Below are 21,268 nucleotides of genomic sequence, written 5' to 3'. Positions count from 1 at the left end.
ATGTCCTCGGCTGACGCCATCGGTGCCCGACTCCGGGACCTGGAACTCCTCACCAAGGGCCCGGCCTGGGCCCTGACGCGCTCGGCGCCCTGGGTGATTGCGGTGCTGCAGGCATCCTTCACCCGCGCCCGGCCGCAGCTTCCGCTCGAAGAGTTCCACGCCGACGTCGACGCCTTCCTTGAGCAGCTCCGCCGCCAGGAGCCGGGACTGGGCGGATCGGCGAACGGCAAGTCGTTCGGCGACGAATGGACCCGCAAGCAGTTCCTGACCCGCCGGAACCAGTCCGGCCGGATCGTCTACGAAGTCACGGAAGCCGCGGCCCGCGTGCTGGCGTTCCTGGACAGCCTTTCCAGCGAACGCTCCACCCTGAACGGTTCCCGCCTGGGGACGCTGCTGGGCGACGTCGAGAAGCTCGCCAACGAAACCAACCCGGACCAGAGCGCCCGCCTGGAAGCCCTGGAAGACGAAATCCAGGAGCGCCAGCAACTGATCGCGGACATCAGCTCCGGCGATTTCGACGGCCTGCTGGACGACGAGGAAGCTGTCGAGGCCGCCGGGAACATCCTGGACCTCGCCGCCAGCCTGCCCGCCGATTACAAGAAAATGCGCGACCGCATCGAGGAACTGGTGGGCGAGTTGCGCAACCAGATCATCGAGGAATCCCTCAGCAAGGGCGCCACCATGGCCCAGGTCCTGGAGGCGGACAAGCGCCTGCGCCAGAGCCCCGAAGGCAGGACCTTCCGCTCCTTCACCGCGTTCCTCGAAGACCCCCAGCAGCAGCTGCGCTTCCGCTCCGCAATCGGCGAGGTGCTGGGCCGGCAGTTCGCCGACGAGCTCAGCCATGAGGACCGCGAGACACTCAGGAACCTTGTGGCCGAACTCCGCACCCAGCACAGCCAGATCCAGCGGATCTACGGCAAGCTCTCCGAGAGCCTCAACGCCTACATCCAAAGTGACGATATCCGCCAGTCCGTGCGGCTGCGGAACGTCCTGCGGGAGGCGGAGCAGGCCATCCGTTCCATGCCGTACGAACGCGACCGGCCCGGCCTGGTCCGCGCCCCGGTGCTCTACAACGCCGCCTTCGAGTCGCTCGCCATGGTCAAGCTCTTCGACCCGGACGAGTTCGCGGCGCCGCCCAAACTCGCAGAGCCGATCGCCTTCAGCGATGCGGACCGCGTACGGTCCCTGCGGTCCGCGAAGGCGAGGCCCGACGTCGTCCGTGCGGCTGCCGCGGGAGCCTCCACCTTGGCGGAGGCCTGGGAGAACCTGCCCGGCGACGAACGGCACATCAACACCGTCCGCGCCCTGCTGTCGCACGCCCTGCACAGCGGCGCGGCGTTCGGACAGGAAGCCTGGGAAAACATCGACTTCGAACAAATCGACGGCAGCACCCGCACTGCGTACCTGCCGCTCGTGACACTCACCGTCCCCGACGTGGCCTCCGCTGCTGTGACCTCCGACAAGGATTCCGATGACTGACGCCCCCACCACCGACGGACAGGTCCACCCACCGCAGGACGGCGTGGACATAACGCACCATGTCCATGCGGAGGCATCCGGGGACGGACATGTCCACCTCGAACATGTCAGCGCAGATCCATTCCGTGTGACGCCGCGCGATACCTTCGTTGACGGCGCTGCCCTCTTCCCGGGGGACACCGGGGTGCTGCCCATGAAGCTGCGCCAGGCCCTGGTGCGGCTGCTGAAGGGGCCATATGTCGACGGCGGCCGGGACGAAAAGCTCTGGACCACCCTGCTCGACAACCAGCAGATCCTCCGCAGCCGCCTCTCCGAGCTGTTCCTGAACCTGCAACTCGACCACGAACGCAAGATTGCGGTGCTCCGCCCGGTGGACCCGGAAGTGATCGGCGGCGGTGCCCGCTCCAGCATCCTGCGCCAGCAGCGTGCCCTGAGCCGCGTGGAAACGATTGTGCTGCTGCGCCTGCGCCTGCTGCTGGACCGGCACGCCTCGGCCCAGACCGAGCCCACCATCACCCGCGAGGAAATCTCCGAACTCGTGGCCCACTACCAGCCCTCCGGACAGCAGGACGCCCTGCGCGACGCCGACGTGGTCAACCGCACCATCACCAAGCTCCTGGCCCGCCAGCTCCTCCTGGCCACCGGCATTGACGACACCTTCTCCATCTCCCAGGCCCTCCCGCTGGCCCTCCCCTTCGAAAACATCGGCGACATCCCCGCCCAAATCGAAGCCCTGGTAGCAGCGGGGGCCGACGAAACCGGCACCGAGCCGCTCCTGGAACTGGCAGAAACGGACGACGACGGCGAGGCTTCCGAAACTGGTAACGGCACCTTGGGTGGCGAGAATGCCGATGCCGGCCCCGCCTCTTCGGCGGCATCGGCATCCACCGCGGAGGCATCCGCAACCACAACTGACGGGAGCACAAAGTGACCATCGCGAGCATGCTTCCGATCGGCGAGCAGGTGAACCCGGGCCAGATGCGGCTGGCGCTGGTGCAGGTGGTCAACTGGGGCACCTTCCACGGGGCGCACACAATGCACGTGGACCGCAACGGCACCTTGCTGACGGGCAACTCAGGCGTCGGCAAGTCGACGCTGTTCGACGCCATGCTGCGGGTCTTCGATGCCCGGCCGCGCTCGAACGAGGCGGCGGCGCAGCGGGCCGGCGGTTCCGTGGAGGACAGGCGCACCACGTTCACGTACATGCGCGGCAAGGTGGGCGACAAAGCGGTGGGCGAGGGCTCGGCCAGTGCCTTCCAGCGGCCGGGCGCCACCTGGTCCGCCGTCGCGCTGACGTTCGACAACGCCGCCGGCACCCGGGTGACGGTGTCGGCGCTTTTCGACCTGCCGAAGAACGGCACGGAGTCCAGCGTCGGCCGCTTCTACCTGATCGACCACAAGCCGCTGGACCTGGCTGCGATCGAGGGCATCGCGGAGAAGCGCTTCACCAAGGGGGCCCTGGAGGGTATCTTCCCCGAGGCGCAGGTTTTCGACGTGCACAAGGCGTTCGCGGAGCGTTTCCGCCGCCTGCTCGGGATCAGCTCGGACCAGGCCCTGCCGCTGCTGCGGGTGATCCAGGCGGGCAAGGGCCTGGGCGGCAGCGTCAACACCTTCTTCCGGGACCAGGTGCTCGACCCGCCGGCCACGCTCGCGGCGGCGGACGACGTCGTGGAGGAATTCAGCAACCTGATGTCCATCCGGCAGCGCCTGGAGGACGTGCGGCAGCAGCGCGACCAGCTGGCGCCGGTGCCCGGACTGAACCGGGAGTACGCGCAGTCGCTGCTGGAGGCGAACAGGCTGCGGGAGCTCAGCGGCGAGGAATTCGATTCATACAAGCAGCAGCTCGCCGTCGAGGTCCGCACGAAGACCCTGGCCCGCTTCAAGGAGCTCGCCCAGGAGAAGGCCAAGGAGCTCGGCGCTGAACGGTCGGTCCGTGATGCCCTGGCCAAGGAGCTGCGGCAGCTCGAGTCGGACTACAACAACCAGGGTGGCAACGCGATTTCGGCGATCGAGCAGTCGCTGGAGAACGCCCGGCTAGGCCTGAAGCTGCGGCAGGACGTGGAGGCCGCGGCCCGGAAGGCCTTGGCCGACGCCGGCCTGGACCTTGAGTGGTCGGCCGAGGGCTGGAGCCAGGCCCACGAGCAGGCGGCGGCGCGTTCGGCCGAGCTCCAGGACGATTCCGAGGCGCTGCGTGAACTGCGCTTCGAGGCCTTCGACGGGCACGCGAGCAAGAAGCGCGAACTTGCCACGGCGCAGCAGGAACTCGCGTCGCTGCGGAGCAGCAAGTCGTTGCTGCCGCCGTCGAGCATTGAGAACCGGGCCGCCATCGCGGCGGCAACGGGTGTCCCGGAAGAGCGCCTGCCTTTCGCAGGCGAGCTGATCGACCTCGTGGAAGGGGAGGAGCAATGGCGGCCCGCCGCCGAGCGGGCCCTGCGCAGCCTCGCCACCACGCTGCTGGTCCCCGGCGAGCACTTTGCCGCCGTCACGCGCTTCCTGAACGACAACACCATCCGCGGCGCCCTGCGCGCGGTGGACGTGTCCAAGCCGCTCGCCGGCGGTGCGCTGGCCGTGGAGGACGTGTCCGACGGCGATCTCCTGACGAAGCTGGACATCCTCACCTCGGGGATCAACGCCGACGCCGGGGAATGGGTCCGCGAGCGGATCGCCTTGGACTTCGCCTACCCCTGCGTGGAGGACCCGGACAAGCTGGCGGGCCTGGACAAGGGCCTGAGCCTGGGCGGCGTGGTCAAGCGGAACCGGCACACCGTGGAGAAGGATGACCGCTTCACCGGCCGCCAGGATTACGTGCTGGGCTTCGACAACGCCGCCAAGCAGGAGCTGCTCGCCGCGAAGGTCGGGGAACTGGAGAACGAGCTGGCCAAGGCCGCCGAGCTCGCCCAGAGCCGCGAAGATTCGCACCAGGGCATGGCCCGGCAACTTGAGGCCCTCCGCCGCGTGGCCGAGGACGAACGCAGCTGGGAACAGGTGTCCGCCGCGGTGGCCGCGGATGAGCTGGCCCGAATCGAGCAGCGCCTCAAGGACGCCCTGGCTGCGCAGGCGGACCTCGAACCGCTGCGCGCCAGCATTGAGGCCGTGCGCGAAAAGCACCAGTCCTCCACAGGTTCGGCCGCCGTGTTGCAAAGCGAATACAAGGCCCTGGACCAGCAGATGACCATGGCCGACTCGTTGCTGGACGCGGCGCGCCAGCGCCTGGCCGACGCGCCGCCGTCGGACGCCACCGTCGCCGCGCTGGAACCGCAGTTCACCGGCTTCGGCGACATCACCGAACTGCACGAACTGGACAACCTGGCCAACCGGGTCCGCACCTCGCTGCTCGCCGAGCTGCACGCGGCCGAGTCCAAGGGGCAGGCCCTCGCGGAACGGCTCAGCCGTATCTTCGAAGGCTTCGTGCGCGACTGGGGCACGGCGATTTCCGCGGACCACGGCACGTCGATCGGGGCGGCCGGCGAGTTCGAGTCCCGCTACCACCAGATCGTCAGTGAAGGCCTGCCGGCGCAGGAGGCCGAGTTCAGGCAGTTCTTCAACCAGCGCACACACGAATCCTTCAGCACCCTGCTGCACCTGCTGGACGAGGAACGGCGGGCCATCACCAGCCGCATCCTGCCGCTGAACGGCATCCTGTCCGAGGTGAACTTCCACGAGGGCAGCTACCTCGAGCTGGACATCAAGCAGACTATGCCCGCCACCGCCAAGCAGTTCAAGGACGCCATCCAGAACGCGCTCAAAGCCCGCCACAGCCGCCGCACTGGTTCTGCCGGTGCCGCCGGCAGCACGGCGGAGGACGACGTCGAACTCGGCAACCGCTACAAGTCCCTCGAGACGCTGGTCAAGCGGCTCGGTTCGCAGGCGCCGGAGGACCGCCGCTGGCGGGCCGAGGTGCTGGACGTGCGCGGCCACCTGTTCATCCAGTGCAAGGAACACCGGCAGGTGCAGGGCCCGCGTGGCGGTGTGAAGACGGAAGTCTTCATGCACACGGACACCGGCTCCATGTCCGGCGGCGAGCGGCAGCGCTTCACCGCGTTCATCATGGCCGCGGCGCTGAGCTACCAGCTGGGCATCGCGGAGCAGGGCTTCACCACGTACGGCACCGTGATGATGGACGAGGCCTTCGTGCTCGCCTCCGAGGAGTTTGCCGGCGCGGGCATCAAGGCGCTGCACGAGTTCGGCTTCCAACTGCTGCTCGCCGCCCCGGAAAATGTCATCGATCTCTCCCGGCACCTCGGCTCGGTCACGGAGATCCTGCGGGACAAGCGCACCAACCGGTCCGGCGTGCTCACGGCTCCGGTGATCAGCGGCCCCGGCGTGCCGGGTCAGTGGCGTTCGGAGGCCAACCCGGTGGACATCGTGTTCCGCTGAGGCCCTTCTCTCCTTGGCAACGCGGGGTCAGATACGGTCCATGTTCGGGGCATTTACGGGCCGTAGCTGACCCCGCGTTGCTCAGGCCTATGCCTCGCGGACGCGGGACAGGAAACGGGAGGTCCGCTCCTGCAGGCCCGCGATTTGGCGAAGCACGACGGCGGCCGGGTCCGGGTTGATCTCGTTGGCGGGCGGCTCCTTGCGCACGTTGGCGCAGCACAGGAAGTCGGCGCAGATCAGTGTGCCCAGGGTGTTGCCGTCACGGCCGGACTGCCCGGCGCGGCGGGCTACCCACAGGTAGACCTCTTCCTTGGAGAAGACATCCCGGCACAGCTCGCACAGCACGGCCCGGTTCTTGCCCGCCCCGCCTTCGGGCGCGCGCAGCATGATGCCGGTGAGCTTCCCGTCGGCCGGCATGACGAGGTAGCCGCGCAGGGGCATCTTGGGGTCCCGCCAGCCCAGGAATTCAAGATTGTCCCAGTCGAGGGCCTCGAAATCCCGGGGAAGGTTGAGCTTGGCGGCATCGGAGCGGCTCGCATTGATGAAGGACGAACGGATCTGCTGGGCGGTGATTCTCTGCATGGTGAAGTTTCTTTCGCATCGGATGGACCCCTACGCAATGCAGGTGCAGGGGGCGAAGAATGGGCGCGAAGCGTCCGCCAATCCGGCATGGCACGAAAAGCCCGTTGGAGGATTTTGAAGATTCCTCGGGGTCTTGGGAAAGATGCGGCCGGTCAGTTGGCCTGACGGCCTTGCGGGATGGCTGACGCGAGGGGAAGCGCACAGCAGGCCGTAACGGCCACCCCGCTCACCATGGCAGCGTTCGCCGATGCAGCGCGCATGCTCATTCCCTCGATCCTGTGATGCATGATTTGGTGCCGGCTAATCGTCCGGTTCCGCCATCCTGCCAAACGGCGCGGGCCTCTGTCCACGCGGGCTTCTGTCCACGCGGGACGGAGACACAACGCGGGACGGAGACAACGCGGGGTCAGTCCGGGCCCATGTTCGGGGCATTCATGGGCCGTAAGTGACCCCGCGTTGCCTGACAGGCGCAAGGAATTGACGCAGGATGAACCGGACGCGCCTGGTGCCATCCGGAATTAGGTGACGTAAGTGTTTCGTAATTAGCAGAAGGATAGGCTAGCCTTACTTGGGTTTGCACCGCTTACCTAAGGATTCACATGGCTTCCCTCCTCCCACGCCGTGCGCTGCTCAAGACCGCAGGCAGCGCAACCGCCGCGCTGGCCGCCGTCGCGCTTTCCCTCACTGCCTGCTCCACCGGCCCGGCCGACAGTGCCCGGAACGCCTCGACTGCGGCCGCCAGCGCAGCGTTCCCCGTGACCATCAAGAACGTTTTCGGCGAGACCACCATCAAGGAACAGCCCAAGCGCGTCGTCACCGTCTCCTGGGTCAACGACGACATCGCCCTGGCCCTCGGCGTCGTTCCGGTGGGTGTCCCGAAGAACGAGTGGGGCAACAATGACAAGGGCTCCACCCCGTGGAAGGACGCCGCCCTTGAAAAGCTCGGCGCTTCCTTCGGCAGCGGCAAGGCCCCTGTCCAGTTCTCCGAGGCCGACGGCATCAACTTCACCGAGATCGCCAAGCTGAACCCGGACGTCATCCTGGCCGCCTACTCCGGCCTCGAAGCGGCGGACTACAAGAAGCTGTCCGAGATCGCCCCGGTGGTGGCCCAGCCCGAACTGGCCTACGGCACCCCGTGGCAGGAAGCCACCACGCTGATCGGCAAGGCCCTGGGCAAGACCGCCGAAGCGGAGAAACTCGTCACCGACACCGAGGCCACCATCAAGGCCGAGGCTGCCAAGTACCCGCAGATCGCCGGCAAGACCTTCATCTACGGCAACCTGGAGCCGGCCAAGGGCGACGGCGTGAACGTTTACCTTGCCGCCGACAACCGGCCGCGCTTCCTCAGCGAAATCGGCATGAAGGCTGCCCCGATTGTGGAGGAGAAGTCAAAGGGCTCCAAGGAGTTCTTCACCGGCTGGTCCGCCGAGAAGGCCAACGAACTGGACTCTGACGTCTTCGTGTCTTGGGTTCCGGATGCCAAGACCAAGGAGCAGATCGTCAAGGACCCGTTGCTGGGCCAGATCCCGGCGGTGAAGAACGGCGCCCTGGTGGCCGATTCGGATAACACCCTCACCCTGGCCATCTCCGCCTCCTCGCCGCTGAGCCTGCCGTGGGCCTTGGACAAGTTCCTGCCGCAGCTCGCCGCGGGCGCTGACGCCGCCGCCAAGTAGGCCCCTCCATGACGGCAAGCACGACGGCGGCCTCCTCCGTGGAGCGCGAACTGGCAGCTAAAGCCCTTAAGACCGCTCCGAACGGGCAACAACTGCCAGTTCGTGCGGAGGTTCGCGCCCGGAAAGGCAAGCAGCCCGCCTGGCTGCTGGCCGTCGTCGTCGTGCTCGCCCTCGCCTGCGGCGCCTCCCTGGCGGTGGGTGCCCGCGCCATCCCGCTCGACACGGTGTGGGACGCGCTGCTCCACTTCAACCCCGCGGAGGGCAACCACGCCGTGGTCCATGCCCGGATCCCGCGCACCGGACTCGGCCTGCTCGCCGGCGGCGCCCTCGGCCTGGCCGGTGCCGCAATGCAGGGCGTTGCCCGCAACCCCTTGGCCGATCCCGGCATCATGGGCGTCAACGCCGGGGCGGCGCTCGCCGTCGTCGCCGGCATTTACCTCTTCGGCATCACGGGCCTCGGCGGGTACATCTGGTTCGCTTTCCTCGGCGCCGCGGCAGCTGCCGCCGTCGTCTACCTGCTCGCCTCGATGGGCAGGGACGGCGCGACGCCGGTCAAGCTCGCCCTGGCGGGCGCCGCCCTGAGCGCCGGGCTGTACTCCCTGATGAACGTGGTGCTCGTTTCCAGCCAGGACACCCTGGACCGCTTCCGCTTCTGGCAGGTGGGTGGCGTGGCCGGGCGCGACTGGTCCGTCATCCTGCCCGGCCTGCCGTTCCTGGTGGTCGGTGCTTTGATCGTGCTGCTCAGCGGCCGGATCCTCAACGGCCTGGCCCTTGGCGACGACCTCGCCCGCGGCCTCGGCCAGCGCGTGGGCCTCTCCCGCGCAATCGTGGCGCTCGGCGTCGTGCTGCTGTGCGGATCGGCGACGGCGCTCGCCGGACCCATCGGGTTCCTCGGGCTGGTCATTCCCCATGCCGTGCGCTTCTTCACCGGCCCGGACTACCGCTGGATCCTGCCCTTCTCCCTGGTGCTGGCCCCGGCGCTGCTGCTGGCCGCCGACGTCGTAGGCCGGGTGGTACTCCTCCCCGGCGAGGTCCCGGCCGGCATCATGACCGCGATCCTCGGCGCCCCCGTGTTCGTGTGGCTCGTCCGTCGCGGCAAGGGAGTTTCCCTGTGAGCCGCGTTGTTGAGCGCGCCACCCTTGAGCGCGAACTGGCAGCTGATGCCCTCAAAACCGCGGAAAAGGGTCATTACCTGCCAGTTCGCGCGGGGAAACGAAAGCTTAACCGGACCTGGCTGCTCGCGGCCGCCGTCGTGCTCCTGCTCGTGGCGGGCATCCTGCTCGGCAGCTACACGGTCACGGTTCCGGACTTCGTCACCATCGTCACGGCCCACCTCACGGGCGGCGAGAAGATCCCAGGCGCCAGCTTCATCGTGATGGAGGCCAAACTGCCGCGGGTCATCATGGGCCTGATGATCGGCGTCGCGTTCGGGCTGTCCGGCGCATTGTTCCAGACGATGCTCCGCAACCCGCTCGCCAGCCCGGACGTGATCGGCATCAGCAACGGCGCCAGCGCGTCCGCGGTCCTGGCGATCGTGGTCTTCGGCGCTTCAGGAGCCGCCGTGTCCGCCGCGGCCCTGTTCGGCGCCCTCGCCGTCGCCCTGCTCATCTACCTGATCTCCCGCGGCGGAAGCCTCCGAGGGGCCAGCGGGCGCAACGGAAACGCCGCCGGCAACCGCCTGGTCCTCGCGGGCGTCGGGTTCGCCGCCGCGCTCGGGGCCCTGGTGAGCTTCCTCATGACCCGCGCGGACATCCGCACCGCCGCGGAAGCCCTCATCTGGCTCAACGGCTCCCTCAACCCGGCCACCTGGGAACGGATCGGCGTGCTGCTGCTGGCACTCTGCGTCCTGCTGCCGCTCACGGCGGTCCTGGCCAAGCCGCTGCGGATGCTCGAACTCGGCGATGACACCGCCGCGGGCCTCGGAATCCGCGTCGGAGCAGTGCGGCTCGGCCTGGTGCTCGCCGCCGTTGCCCTCGCGGCGGTCGCGACGGCGGCAGCCGGCCCGGTCTCCTTCGTCGCCTTCCTTGCCGGGCCCATCGCCCGCCGCTTCACCGGGAAACCCAGCCTTCCGGCGTCGGCCCTTACCGGTGCCGCGATCGTCCTGGCCGCCGACTACTTCGCCTACAACGTGGCACCGATGCTGCTGGACGGCACGGTGCTGCCGGCCGGCGTCGTGACCGGCGCCCTGGGCTCCCCCTTCCTGCTCTGGCTCCTGGCCACGTCCAACCGAAAGGACTCCTGACATGGCACGTCTCAGCGCCCGGGACCTGACGCTGCAGTACGAGCAGCGCCGGGTCATTGAAGGGCTCCGCACGGAGATCCCCGAAGGCAAGGTGACCATGATCGTGGGCGCCAACGGCTGCGGAAAGTCCACCCTGCTGCGCGGCCTGTCCCGGCTGCTGAAGCCAAGCGGCGGGGCCGTGACCCTGGACGGCAAGGACATCCGCAGCCGCCCGGCGAAGGAACTCGCCCGGACCCTCGGCCTCCTGCCGCAGCACCCCGTCGCCCCGGACGGCATCACGGTGCGGGATCTCGTGGGCCGCGGCCGGTACCCGCACCAGGGCTTCTTCCGGAACTGGAGCCACGGCGACTCCTCGCCCCATGACCTCGCGGTGCGGCATGCCCTCGAAGTCACCGCCACCACTGAGCTGGCGGGCCGCAACGTGGACGAACTGTCCGGCGGCCAGCGGCAGCGGGTTTGGATCGCCATGGCCCTGGCCCAGGAAACCGAGCTCCTGCTGCTCGACGAGCCCACCACCTACCTCGACCTTGCGCACCAGGTGGAAGTCCTGGACCTCGTCACGGACCTGAACCGCCGCCGCGGCACCACCGTGGTGATCGTGCTCCACGACCTCAACCTCGCCGCACGCTACGCGGACCACGTCATCGCCATGAAGGACGGTGCCATCGTGGCCGAAGGCTCCGGCAGCGAGGTCATCACCGAAGAGCTTGTCCGCACCGTGTTCGGCCTCGAATCCCGCGTTGTCCCGGACCCCGTTTCCGGAACCCCGCTGGTCGTGCCGATCGGCCGCCACCACTACCCGCACGCGCACGCTGCCCACGACCGCGCTGCCCAAGACCGCGCTGCCCAAGACCACGCGCACGCTGCCCAAGACCACGCTGCCCAAACGCACGCGCACGCTGCCCACACCGCCGAACCCGCACTGGAGATTGCCTCATGAGCACGGAAACCACACCGATGGCCAAGAACCGCGCAGCAACCACAGTCACCGAGCCCATGGTCCTGGCCTTCGACGTCACCGTCACCGCCGTCCAGGACATCGGGCCCAACTTCCGCCGGATCACCTTCGGCGGCTACTGCCTGCGCGGCTTCGGGGTCTCCGGCAACACCCTGGACCTGCGCATCAAGCTGCTGATCCCCTCGCTCGACGCCGAGGGCCGTACCCTCCCGCTGCCCGCCTTCGAAATGGGCAACACCGGCTGGTACCAGGAATGGCTCGCCATGGACCCCGCCGTGCGCGGCAGCATGCGCACCTACACGGTGCGCCACGAACGCCTCGACGCCGTCTACCCGGAGATCGACGTCGACTTCGTGATGCACTTCGATGCCGACGGCAACGGCGGCCCCGCCGCCAACTGGGCCCTCAACGCGAAGCCCGGGGACTCGCTGACCGTCATCGGCCCCAACAACCGTGCCGCGCACTGCGTCACCGCGGAAATCTACTCCGGCATCGAATGGCGGCCGGGCCTGGCCCAGCGCGTCCTCCTCGCCGGCGACGAAACCTCGGTCCCCGCCATCAGCGCCATCCTCGAAAGCCTGCCCGCCGGGCTCAGCGGCCACGCCTTCCTCGAGGTCCCCGAAGCAGGGGACTTCCAGGACCTCCAGACGGCCGCCGACGTCGAAATCACCTGGCTGGCGCGCGGCGCCTCGATCGGCCGTTCCCGGCCGCACGGCCAGCTCCTGCAGGACGCCGTGCGGCGGGCCGTGCCCGTGCCCGGCTGGGTGGGCATCGCCTCCAAAGCCGCAGCCGGCCCCGAACCCGAAGACGTCAACGTGGACCAGGACATCCTCTGGGAAACCCCGCAGCGCATGGACACCGCCTCCATCAAAGCCACCCGCAACCCCGACCTTCCGGCTGGCGCGCTGCCCTTCTACGCCTGGATTGCCGGCGAGGCAGGAGTCATCAAGGAAATGCGGCGGTATCTGGTGCGGGACGTCGGGATCGACAGGAAACAGGTGGCCTTCATGGGGTACTGGCGCAAGGGGAAAGCGGAGCTTTAGTTTCCCGCGCCTTACGGCTTAGCACGCGACGACGGCCGCTCGGCTTTGGACGCGGCACGTCACCTTTGGACGCGTACGACGGCGGTCGCTCGGCTTTCGCCTTCGCCGCTACTTTGCAGTCGCTTAGCGTTCAGACCCTTCCCAAACTTCGCAAGCTCAGTTCGGGTCCCTCGGGTCCTCTCTTCCTCCCGCCGCTCCGCTTCGGTCGCTGGGCGACCTGCGCTTCGCTTTGGTCGGCGATGCGCTCCCTGCAGACCACCGACTGCGGCTGGTGAGTTTGTCACCTTATTGCCTGTCACCGTAGCCGTTGCCCGCCTTCGTGCCGCTCGGGCTTAGCTGTGCCCGACGCCGTTCGTTAAGCTCCCTGTTCCCTTGCGGTTGATTGGGGTGGGTAGGGTCCGTGGGGTGGGTGGGATTCTTTCTTCTTCGGAGGGGCGGCGGCGCTACGTTGCTCTCGGGGACTCCTTCACCGAGGGGGTGGGAGACCGGAACAAACACCTTCCCAACGGGGTCCGGGGCTGGGCCGACCGTGTTGCCGAGAAGCTGGCCAAGGCTGAACCGGGCTGGGAGTACGCGAACCTGGCCGTCCGCAGCAAACGGCTCCGGCAGATCGTCGACGACCAGCTCGAACCCGCCCTCGCACTCAGGCCGAGCCTGATCACCCTCTACGCCGGCGGCAACGACATCCTCGACTTCGGCACGGACATGGACCAGCTCATGGCCGAGTACGAACAGCTCGTCGACCGCCTCGCCGGAACCGGCGCCACCCTGGTCCTCTTCACGGGCTATGACGTCAGGGTCTCCGCCGTGTTGGAACCCTTCAGGAAACGCAACGCCCTGTACAACCAGCGGGTCCGCGAACTGGCCGCGCAGTACGGCGCCGTGCTGGTGGACTACTGGTGCATGGACGCCTACCACGACCGCCGGATGTGGGCAGCCGACCGGCTCCACATGTCCAAGGCCGGCCACAAATACCTCGCCGCCCGGGTCCTGGACCAGTTGGGCGTGCCGCACAAGATCTCCCCAAAGGACTGGGACCCGCCCCGGCGCCTGAAGCTGCGCGAATGGGAACGCCTGCAGCGCCGCTGGATCCACGACTGGGTGGTTCCCCTGTTCGGGCGCAAGCTGCGCGGCGTCACCCTTGGCGATTCCCTCAGTCCCCGCTGGCCCGAACCCGTAAAGGTCCCGCGCAAGGGCGGACTGCGGAAACTCGCGGAACAAGCAGCGTCAAAGGAGCCCGCATGAGCCCCGAAAACCTGAGCCCCCGGAACCCAAGCCCCGCACCGTTGCGTTTCGTCGCCGTCGGGGATTCCTTCACCGAAGGCGTGGGTGACCGTGACCTCCGCCTCCCCAACGACTGCCGCGGCTGGGCCGACCGGGTGGCCGAAGAGCTGACCCGGAATGATCCGGCCACCCGCTACGCGAACCTCGCAGTCCGCGGTCGCCGGCTCCGCCGCATCGTGGACGAGCAGTTGGACGCCGCGCTCGCGATGGAACCGACCCTCGTCAGCTTCCACGCCGGCGGCAACGACCTCCTCGCCGCCCGCCTGGACCTCGGGGCGCTCATCCGTCGCTTCGAGGCCGCCGTCGCCAGGATCGCGGGAAGCGGCACGCAGCTGGTTCTGTTCACCGTGTACAACGTGCCGCTGTCCCCGGTCCTTGAGCCCCTCAAGCTGCGCACCGCCGTCTTCAACAAGCACATCAGGCGCATCGCCGCGGACTGCGGCGCGCTCCTGGTGGACCACTGGTGCTTCGAGCGCTTCCAGGATCGCCGGATGTGGGCGCCGGACCGGCTGCACATGTCCACTCCCGGCCATGAATACATGGCGGTGAAAGTCCTCGAGGTGCTCGGCGCTCCGCACTCGCTGCCGCCGCCGGTCCTCGCCCCGCCGCTGCAGCGCAGCCGCGCGAAGATGATCGCCGACGACGCCGCGTGGCTGAGGCGCGACGTCGCTCCCTGGTTCTCCCGGCGGCTCCGCGGTGTCTCCAGCGGCGACCACCTCGGCGCCCGCTGGCCGGCCCTGATGCCCGCGGTCCTTCCGGAACGCCTGGGCACCTCGAAGGCGCAGTTCCAGTCCGCGGCCAGGGCGTGAACCGGCTGGGACCAGTGCTGTCCCAACGGATCTCAGACGATGTCGAATTCGTTGCCCTCTGGGTCCTGCATGGCGGCGGCATAGAGACCCGCATCCGGCTCATCCCTGATCCGCAGCACGGTGGCACCGGCTTTGACCAGCCGTTCCACCGCAGCCGTGACACGTTGTACGCGGATGCCCGGCGACACGTCACGTCCCCCGCCGACCTTCAGATCGAAATGCCACCGGTTCTTGGCGACCTTCGGCTCCGGCACCTGCTGGAACCACACCCTCGGCCCACGTCCCGCAGGATCGATGATCGACTCTGGAATGTCCCCGGCGCCGGCCGGCAATTCTGCCTCGGGCACTCCCGTTGCAGCCCAATAGGCCCGCCACGTGGCGTGGCCGTCCGGCGGGGGCTCAGGTACGTAGCCAAGGGCCTCGGCCCAGAAAGTGACCATTCTCTGCGGATCGGAGCAATCGATTGTCAGTTGCACTGTCATCTCCATACGCAGAGCATTCCAGAAGGGCCTGACAGGCAAGACGGGTCTGACAGACAGTTTCGCAAATCCGCTACTTAGTCGAGCAGGTTCTCGTAGCCTTCGGCGGCCGAGGTCACGGAGAATTCGATGACCTCGAAATCGGCCACGCCGTTGGAATAGAAGGGGTCGCGGGCCAGGGCTTCGTCCAGGGTGGCGCGGTCGACGCCGGACAGCAGCACACCGCCGATCGCCGGAACGCGGCGGCCGGACGCAAGGAAGATTCCGGCGTCGAAGGTCTCCTTCACCCAGGCCATGTGGGCGGGGCGGTGGTAGTCGACGATCTCGTCCGGAACCTTGTACGTCAGCGACACAATGAACATGCCACCAGACTACCCAGCGGGGCCCCGCCTAGGATGGTTCCATGACCGAACCCCGCTGGCTGAATGCCGAGGAACGCCGCGCCTGGCTGGCCCTCGTGAGCATCAACACCCTGCTGCCGGCGGCGTTGGACACCAAGCTCCAGGCGGCGGGGAAGCTGTCCCTCTTCGACTACAACGTGCTCGCGATGCTCTCCGAATCCGAGGGCCGCTTCCTGCCCATGAGCGAGTTGGCGGCCCGCACCAGTGCGTCCCTGTCCCGGTTGTCGCACGTGGTCACCAAGCTGCAGAAGCGCGGCTGGGTGGAGCGCGAGGGCCACCCCAGCGACGCCCGCGTCACCGTCGCACACCTGACCGACGCAGGCATGGACACCATCGTCGGCCTCGCCCCGGGGCATGTGGAATCGGTCCGCGAGCTGATGCTGGACGCCATGACCGATGACGACGTCGCGGACCTCGCGCGCATCGGCGAGAAGATCGTGGCCCGCCTGAAGCCGGACCACTGGATTCTGCGCGAACGCTGAGCCGCGGGCTTAACGCGCGCTGAGCGCGCTGAAGCCAGGTCCGCGGATCCTGCGCGGGCGCCGGGCCGCCGCACCTGGTGATTAGACTGTCGGCATGGATTTTTCGGCCCGCTATGTCGCCCTGGGGGATTCCTTCACGGAAGGTGTCGGCGACCCCGACCCCGCCCGCCCCAACGGCGTCCGTGGCTGGGCGGACCGTGTGGCCGAACAGCTCGGCCGGAACAGTGACTCCTTCGGCTACGCCAACCTCGCCATCCGCGGCCGGAAACTCCGGCAGATCATGGCAGAACAAGTGGACGCCGCCGTCGCGCTCCAACCGACACTGGTGACCATGTACGCCGGGGCGAACGACATCTTCCGCCCGAAGGTAGACATCGATTCCCTGATGGAGGATTACGACGCCGGCCTGGCCGCCTTGCGTGCCACCGGTGCCGCCGTGGTGCTGTTCACCGGGTTCGACGCCCGGAGCTCGAAGGTCTTCGGCACCATGCGCGGGCGGACCGCGATCTACAACGAACTGGTCCGGGAAATCGCGGACCGGCACGGGGCCACCCTGGTGGACTATTGGCGCTTCGGCGAGTACCACGACTGGCGCATGTGGGACCGGGACCGGATGCACATGTCCGTCGCGGGCCACATCAACATGGCGAACCGGGTGCTGGACGTGCTGGAACACGAGCGCCTGGCTCCCGAAGAACACGGCATGGCAGGCGGCGGGAGCACCGCCGTCGGACGCGTTGGCGGGATCGCCGCCCTCCGGGACAACGCCCAATGGATGCGCGAGCATGCCGTTCCGTGGGTGGTCCGCCGGGTCAAGGGCACATCGTCGGGGGACGGGCTGAGCCCGAGGTACCCGGAGCTGACCCGCCTGTAGCGGAACCGGCCCGCTACGTCCGGAAACCCGGGGTGGCGAGCAGTCCGCCGTCGTTGCTTACGGCCAGGACGTCCACATCCCACCGCCCGGTGGCGATGTCCAGGGTGCGCCGGCCGCCGGCCATGATCGCCGTGGCCAGGACGTCGGCCGTGACGATGTCCGCTGCCGCCACGGAGACTTGCCGGAACCCGCTGGAGGCCGTGCGTGCCAGCCCTGCGGCCCAGATGTGTTCGCCGCGTTCCGCGGTTCCGGAGGTCGCCAGGGCGCTGCGTGAGTTCGCCGGGCCAAGGGGGAAAGCGGAGACCAGGGCGCCACGGTCCGCGGGGTCCACCACGCCGGCACGCCACGGTTCCCCCCTGCCCGGTTCCGGGGAACCGTGGGCCAGGACGTCGCCGCCGGCGTTGAGGCACCAATCCTGCAGGCCGAGGGCGAGCAGGACGGTTCCGGCCTCCATGATCGCCTGGGCCTTGACGATGCCGGCCAGGTCAAGGACCCCGTCCGGACGCTCGGGCGTGAAGGCGCCCTCGGTGTCCAGGCGCCAGCGCAGGGCCTCGGCATGTGTCCGGCGCATGTCGTCCGAAGCCTGAGCCAGCGCGAGCTCGCCCCGCGCGATCGCGCTCGCTTCCGACCCCGGCCGGTAGAGGCTGAAGGTCCGGTCGTGCGCGAGGAAAACCTGCTCGACGGCGGTGGTGGCGGCCTCGAGTTCCAATACCTTCGCTTCAGGTCCCGTGAGTCCGTGAGCCGCGGGCACGGTGAGGCTGACCACGGTGCCCATGCTGCGGAAGGTCCGGGAACGAAGGTCAGAAGTTCGCGGCATCGAGGGCTCCCTGGAGTGAGGTCAGGTAGGCGTCGCTCGTGACGGTGGCGCCGCTGACCGTCTGTACATTGGCCGATTGCGCGTCAAGGACTTCGCTGCGGAGCACCGGCGCCGCCCGGTTGCTGATCTGCACGGAGCGCTGCTCGGCGTCGGTGAGCTGCAAGGCGGTGACGTCGGTGATGACCCCGCCCTTGACCGTCACCTGCACCTGGACGGTTCCGAAGCGGGTCTGGACCGCGGTGCCCGTGAAGCTGCCGCCGGCCTTGGCCGCCGCCCCGGCCTTCGCCGAAGCCCCCGCCCCGCTGGAACCTGTGCCGTCGGAACCGGTCCCTGCCGCCGCGCCGTTCACGTCCGACGTCGTAACTGCCGAGGCACTGGATTCGGCGATGTGCGCTCCAGCTTGCCATCCGGCCAGGAGGATGCCCGCCGACGCCATCGCCGCCGCGAATGCTGCCCTGGGTCTCACCAGTCAAACCTTTCGTAGTGGAGTTGTGCTTCCGGCACCCCGGCCCTCCGGGCATCCGCGAGGACCAGCTGCGCCCAGGCCGCGGGACCGCAGACGTAGACGTCGGCCCCGGCCGGGTCGTGCACATAGTCCCGCAAGCCGCCGGGAACCTCACTGGCCGGGAGCCAGCTGTTCCGTGCCCGCGGGCCGGTCAGGTGGAAGAGCGTGGCTCCCCGCCGCCGGCACAGCTCCATGATTTCTTCGCCCAGGTACAGCTCGCCGGGGTTGCTGCCGCGGAGCAGGACCGTGGCGTCGCCGGACGCGAACGGAGTGGATTCGAGGAGCGCCCGGATGGGGGTGATTCCGATGCCTGCCCCGATCAGCACTACCCGCTTCTTCGTTCGGGCCGCGCTGCTGAAGATGCCGTACGGGCCCTCGATCGCCACCTTGGTGCCCGGCCGGAGCGTGGTAAGTGCGGCCGATCCGTCGCCCAGGTTGCGCACCGTGATGCGGATGGCCCCGGCCCCGGCCCCGGCCCCGGTCCCGGCCCGGCCGGCCGACGGCCGTGCTGCCGCCGGTTCTGCCGAGAGGCTGAACGGATGAGCCTGCCACCACATACCCGGGGCGAGGAAGCGCCAGACGAAGAACCGGCCACCGCTGCCCGCGAGCTCGTGCAGGCGCAGGCCGTGCATTTCGATGCTCACCACGCCGGGCGCCACCGGGACCACACGGCTCACGGTCAACTGGTGCCGGAAGGTCGCCACGAGGGGCACCGCCACCCGGTACCAAAGCAGCGCCCCACCCGTGCCCAGGCACAGCAACAGCCAGTACCAGCGCTGCCAGGTCCCCTCGGCGAACATTCCGCCCACGCTGAACTGGTGGGGGATGGCCGCGGCGACGGCCAGGTACGTCAGCAAATGCACCACGTACCAGAACTCGTAGGGGAAGCGACGCCGCACCGCCACCAGGGAACTGACCACGACGGCGATGAACATGGCCAGCGAAACGAACGCGAGCCACATGTCGGGGACCAGTGTCCACAGTGCCACCGCCTCGCTGACCGGATCCAGGCCCTCTGCCAGGCCATAGCCGATGGACAGGAGCAGCCCGTGCCCGAGCAGCAGGTATAGGGCCGGTTTGCCGAGCTTGCGGTGGAATTCCAAAGCGCGGTCATGGCCCACGGTGTTATCAACGAACGGCAGCCGCGCTGCGAGCAGGAGCATCATCAGCACCACGTCCATGCCGGTAAGGCCGGCCAGGATCCCGGCCGCCGTGACGATCCGGGAAGCGGTGCCCAGCGAGGAGGCACCGCCGTCGGCCAACCACAAAGCCGCCGCGGCGGAAAGGGAGGACCACAGCAGCACGGTGAGCAGATCGGTGCGGACCATGCGGCGCCGCTGCCGGGAGCGCAAGCCGTGTTCGACGGCGGAGCCCGCCGCGGGAGGCGGGGCCGGGTACTGGCGGCGCGGGGTTTCAAGGAGTTGCTGCTTCATGCAATCCAGATTCCGGCCGGAGCCTTTCGTTTCGCTGTGAAAGGCCTTGAAACAGGATATGACCTGCGCGGGACCGGTCCTGGGCCCGTGATCGGCCGCGCCGCAGGCAAGCCCGTATACACCGGATTGGTCTTAATTTCACGTAGCACCTAGACTTATTAGGCGCTAGGTGGCGCGGAGCGTGTGCAATTGCTCCGGTTGGCGGTGACTGTCGGAAACGGCGGAACATCCGGCGGCCGGTAGTTAGGGGCTCAAGTTGCTTCGTTCCTCCATCCGCCCGGTATCCCGGAACCAGTTTCCGGGCCCACTCCTTCGCCGCAGCGGCAATCCTGTACTGGCTTCAACCGGTCCGTGATGCTGCGGGAACTACCGAAAACATAGTGGACCGGCGTCGGACGTCACTGACCGCACGGCAAGCAGGAATTCTGCAGGCCGTTATTTCCAAACTTTGAGGAGAGTCGACATGGCAGCACACTGCCAGGTGACCGGAGCCGAGCCGGGCTTTGGACACAGCATTTCGCACTCGCACCGCCGCAACAAGCGCCGGTTCGACCCGAACATCCAGAAGAAGCGCTACTGGGTTCCGTCCCTGCGCCGCAATGTCACGCTGACTGTGTCGGCCAAGGGCATTAAGACCATCGACGTTCGCGGCATCGACGCAGTCGTCGCCGACATCCTTGCTCGTGGGGTGAAGCTCTAATGGCAAAGAAGGACAAGGACGTACGTCCGATCATCAAGCTGAAGTCCACCGCGGGCACCGGCTACACCTACGTGACGCGCAAGAACCGTCGTAACGACCCGGACCGCCTGGTCCTGAAGAAGTACGACCCGAAGATCCGCCAGCACGTCGAATTCCGAGAGGAGCGCTAAACATGGCTAAGAAGTCCAAGATTGCTCGCAACGAGCAGCGCAAGGTCATCGTTGAGCGCTACGCCGCCAAGCGTCTCGAACTCAAGAAGACCCTGGTTGACCCCAACGCGACTGACGAAGCACGCGAAGAGGCCCGCCTCGGCCTGCAGAAGCTGCCCCGCAACGCCTCCCCGATCCGCGTCCGCAACCGCGACGTCATCGACGGCCGCCCGCGCGGTACCTTCCAGAAGTTCGGCATCTCCCGTGTCCGCTTCCGCGACATGGCCCACAAGGGCGAACTCCCGGGCATCACCAAGTCTTCCTGGTAATCACGTCTTCCTGTAATCCAGGAGCGCTGATTCCAGCAGCTTGAGAAGGGCCGGCAACCGTTTGGTTGCCGGCCCTTTGTGCGTTCCGGAGGCTGCGGGGCTGGGAATGCATGCCACCATGCTGCCCGCCTTTCCTGGATGCCCGACCTTCCTGGCGCCGGCCCCGGCGAACCCGATCGTCGGCTCCGGTGGACATGTTCTTCCGTGGGGGCGTGGGTTGGACATGGTGCTGTTATGTGCGCTCGTCGCCGGCCCGGCTGGACATGTCCGGTGGATGTGAGCGGCTTCACGTGGCCGGTCCAGGCTTCGTTGCGCGGCCGGCGGGGCTTCATGGGTGGTTTTCGCCCGGGATTCCGGGGTTCCTGCCACGGCGTCAGGCTGATTTGCGCAGGCTCAGCGGCCCGTGTAATGTTTTCTGAGTCGCCGCGAGGGGGACAGCGAAGAGCTGGGACCCGGAGGCGGCCAAACTCCCCCGAAGATAGCCGGATTTCCGGCTGGCCTTGATGCCTTCAAGGGACCTTCTTGTTCAGAAATTGACGGAAACGTTGATTTGCCTGAACGAAGGGAATCGGGTAAGTTTGGAAAGTTGCTCCGGAGCGATCCTGAATGTTTGGTTTGGGTGGTGCCGGGTGTGTCTGTTGTTTGAGAACTC

At 67.9% G+C, this 21,268-nt stretch carries 21 protein-coding genes; 15 read left to right on the top strand and 6 right to left on the bottom strand.

Annotation, left to right across the window (positions count from 1 at the left end; translation table 11 throughout):
* From DWV11_RS00215 to DWV11_RS00205, 3 genes are read left to right on the top strand one after another with little or no spacing between them, the layout of a single operon-like run.
* Window positions 1-1,479, top strand: coding sequence for a DUF3375 family protein (locus DWV11_RS00215; RefSeq protein WP_425452031.1), 1,479 nt, complete (start codon window positions 1-3; stop codon window positions 1,477-1,479).
* A complete protein-coding gene (locus DWV11_RS00210) occupies window positions 1,472-2,410 on the top strand; it encodes a DUF4194 domain-containing protein (RefSeq protein WP_115786779.1) in 939 nt (312 codons plus the stop codon). The genes DWV11_RS00215 and DWV11_RS00210 overlap by 8 nt, the downstream gene beginning before the upstream one ends.
* Entirely contained in the window at window positions 2,407-5,856 is a 3,450-nt protein-coding gene (locus DWV11_RS00205) for an ATP-binding protein (protein WP_115786778.1), read from the top strand. Before DWV11_RS00210 ends, DWV11_RS00205 begins: the two co-directional genes overlap by 4 nt.
* Before the next feature lie 87 nt (window positions 5,857-5,943).
* On the opposite strand, the gene DWV11_RS00200 is transcribed toward DWV11_RS00205, so the two are convergent.
* The gene (locus DWV11_RS00200; protein ID WP_115786777.1) at window positions 5,944-6,438 is read right to left on the bottom strand and encodes an FBP domain-containing protein; all 495 of its coding nucleotides are present in this window, start codon (window positions 6,436-6,438) and stop codon (window positions 5,944-5,946) included.
* 599 nt (window positions 6,439-7,037) lie between these two features.
* Between DWV11_RS00200 and DWV11_RS00195 the strand changes: the two genes are divergently transcribed.
* The 7 genes from DWV11_RS00195 to DWV11_RS00165 all read left to right on the top strand — a co-directional run bounded on the left by DWV11_RS00195 (window position 7,038) and on the right by DWV11_RS00165 (window position 14,447).
* Window positions 7,038-8,111: an iron-siderophore ABC transporter substrate-binding protein gene (locus DWV11_RS00195; RefSeq protein ID WP_115786776.1), complete on the top strand. Its 1,074-nt coding sequence runs from the start codon at window positions 7,038-7,040 to the stop codon at window positions 8,109-8,111.
* An 8-nt stretch (window positions 8,112-8,119) separates the two neighbouring features.
* Entirely contained in the window at window positions 8,120-9,226 is a 1,107-nt protein-coding gene (locus tag DWV11_RS00190) for a FecCD family ABC transporter permease (RefSeq protein WP_115786775.1), read from the top strand.
* Window positions 9,223-10,353 (top strand): FecCD family ABC transporter permease, encoded by a 1,131-nt coding sequence (locus DWV11_RS00185; RefSeq protein ID WP_115786774.1) that lies wholly within the window; start codon window positions 9,223-9,225, stop codon window positions 10,351-10,353. Before DWV11_RS00190 ends, DWV11_RS00185 begins: the two co-directional genes overlap by 4 nt.
* Before the next feature lies 1 nt (window position 10,354).
* Complete coding sequence (locus DWV11_RS00180) at window positions 10,355-11,293, top strand: ABC transporter ATP-binding protein (RefSeq protein WP_115786773.1); 939 nt, start codon at window positions 10,355-10,357, stop codon at window positions 11,291-11,293.
* Complete coding sequence (locus tag DWV11_RS00175) at window positions 11,290-12,354, top strand: siderophore-interacting protein (RefSeq protein ID WP_115786772.1); 1,065 nt, start codon at window positions 11,290-11,292, stop codon at window positions 12,352-12,354. Before DWV11_RS00180 ends, DWV11_RS00175 begins: the two co-directional genes overlap by 4 nt.
* Window positions 12,355-12,759: 405 nt before the next feature.
* A complete protein-coding gene (locus DWV11_RS00170) occupies window positions 12,760-13,599 on the top strand; it encodes an SGNH/GDSL hydrolase family protein (protein WP_115786771.1) in 840 nt (279 codons plus the stop codon).
* Window positions 13,596-14,447 carry an SGNH/GDSL hydrolase family protein gene (locus DWV11_RS00165; protein ID WP_115786770.1) on the top strand — a complete coding sequence of 284 codons (852 nt, stop codon included), beginning with the start codon at window positions 13,596-13,598 and terminating at the stop codon, window positions 14,445-14,447. The genes DWV11_RS00170 and DWV11_RS00165 overlap by 4 nt, the downstream gene beginning before the upstream one ends.
* Before the next feature lie 32 nt (window positions 14,448-14,479).
* On the opposite strand, the gene DWV11_RS00160 is transcribed toward DWV11_RS00165, so the two are convergent.
* Window positions 14,480-14,935: a VOC family protein gene (locus tag DWV11_RS00160; RefSeq protein ID WP_115786769.1), complete on the bottom strand. Its 456-nt coding sequence runs from the start codon at window positions 14,933-14,935 to the stop codon at window positions 14,480-14,482.
* A gap of 68 nt (window positions 14,936-15,003) precedes the next feature.
* Window positions 15,004-15,288, bottom strand: coding sequence for a YciI family protein (locus DWV11_RS00155; protein WP_115786768.1), 285 nt, complete (start codon window positions 15,286-15,288; stop codon window positions 15,004-15,006).
* A 41-nt stretch (window positions 15,289-15,329) separates the two neighbouring features.
* Here DWV11_RS00155 and DWV11_RS00150 point away from each other — a divergent pair, with 41 nt between their 5' ends.
* Both DWV11_RS00150 and DWV11_RS00145 read left to right on the top strand, forming a co-directional pair.
* The gene (locus DWV11_RS00150) at window positions 15,330-15,809 is read left to right on the top strand and encodes a MarR family winged helix-turn-helix transcriptional regulator (RefSeq protein ID WP_115786767.1); all 480 of its coding nucleotides are present in this window, start codon (window positions 15,330-15,332) and stop codon (window positions 15,807-15,809) included.
* A 94-nt stretch (window positions 15,810-15,903) separates the two neighbouring features.
* On the top strand, window positions 15,904-16,683 hold the full coding sequence (locus DWV11_RS00145; RefSeq protein WP_115786766.1) for an SGNH/GDSL hydrolase family protein: 780 nt from the start codon (window positions 15,904-15,906) through the stop codon (window positions 16,681-16,683).
* Between the two features lie 13 nt (window positions 16,684-16,696).
* On the opposite strand, the gene DWV11_RS00140 is transcribed toward DWV11_RS00145, so the two are convergent.
* From DWV11_RS00140 to DWV11_RS00130, 3 genes are read right to left on the bottom strand one after another with little or no spacing between them, the layout of a single operon-like run.
* Complete coding sequence (locus DWV11_RS00140) at window positions 16,697-17,500, bottom strand: FAD:protein FMN transferase (protein WP_245953360.1); 804 nt, start codon at window positions 17,498-17,500, stop codon at window positions 16,697-16,699.
* Window positions 17,484-17,966 (bottom strand): FMN-binding protein, encoded by a 483-nt coding sequence (locus tag DWV11_RS00135; protein WP_245953359.1) that lies wholly within the window; start codon window positions 17,964-17,966, stop codon window positions 17,484-17,486. The genes DWV11_RS00140 and DWV11_RS00135 overlap by 17 nt, the downstream gene beginning before the upstream one ends.
* Entirely contained in the window at window positions 17,963-19,438 is a 1,476-nt protein-coding gene (locus DWV11_RS00130; RefSeq protein ID WP_245953358.1) for a ferredoxin reductase family protein, read from the bottom strand. Before DWV11_RS00130 ends, DWV11_RS00135 begins: the two co-directional genes overlap by 4 nt.
* A 463-nt stretch (window positions 19,439-19,901) precedes the next feature.
* Here DWV11_RS00130 and rpmB point away from each other — a divergent pair, with 463 nt between their 5' ends.
* From rpmB to rpsN, 3 genes are read left to right on the top strand one after another with little or no spacing between them, the layout of a single operon-like run.
* Window positions 19,902-20,138 (top strand): 50S ribosomal protein L28, encoded by a 237-nt coding sequence (rpmB, locus tag DWV11_RS00125; protein WP_070348672.1) that lies wholly within the window; start codon window positions 19,902-19,904, stop codon window positions 20,136-20,138.
* Window positions 20,138-20,308 (top strand): 50S ribosomal protein L33, encoded by a 171-nt coding sequence (gene rpmG, locus DWV11_RS00120; RefSeq protein ID WP_070348673.1) that lies wholly within the window; start codon window positions 20,138-20,140, stop codon window positions 20,306-20,308. The genes rpmB and rpmG overlap by 1 nt, the downstream gene beginning before the upstream one ends.
* 2 nt (window positions 20,309-20,310) lie before the next feature.
* Window positions 20,311-20,616 carry a 30S ribosomal protein S14 gene (rpsN, locus tag DWV11_RS00115; RefSeq protein ID WP_070348674.1) on the top strand — a complete coding sequence of 102 codons (306 nt, stop codon included), beginning with the start codon at window positions 20,311-20,313 and terminating at the stop codon, window positions 20,614-20,616.
* Window positions 20,617-21,268 lie beyond the last annotated feature (652 nt).

Origin of the sequence: Arthrobacter silvisoli (assembly GCF_003369445.1) — a bacterium.
Lineage (GTDB): Bacteria > Actinomycetota > Actinomycetes > Actinomycetales > Micrococcaceae > Arthrobacter > Arthrobacter silvisoli.
This window is presented reverse-complemented; position numbering and strand designations above follow the sequence as displayed.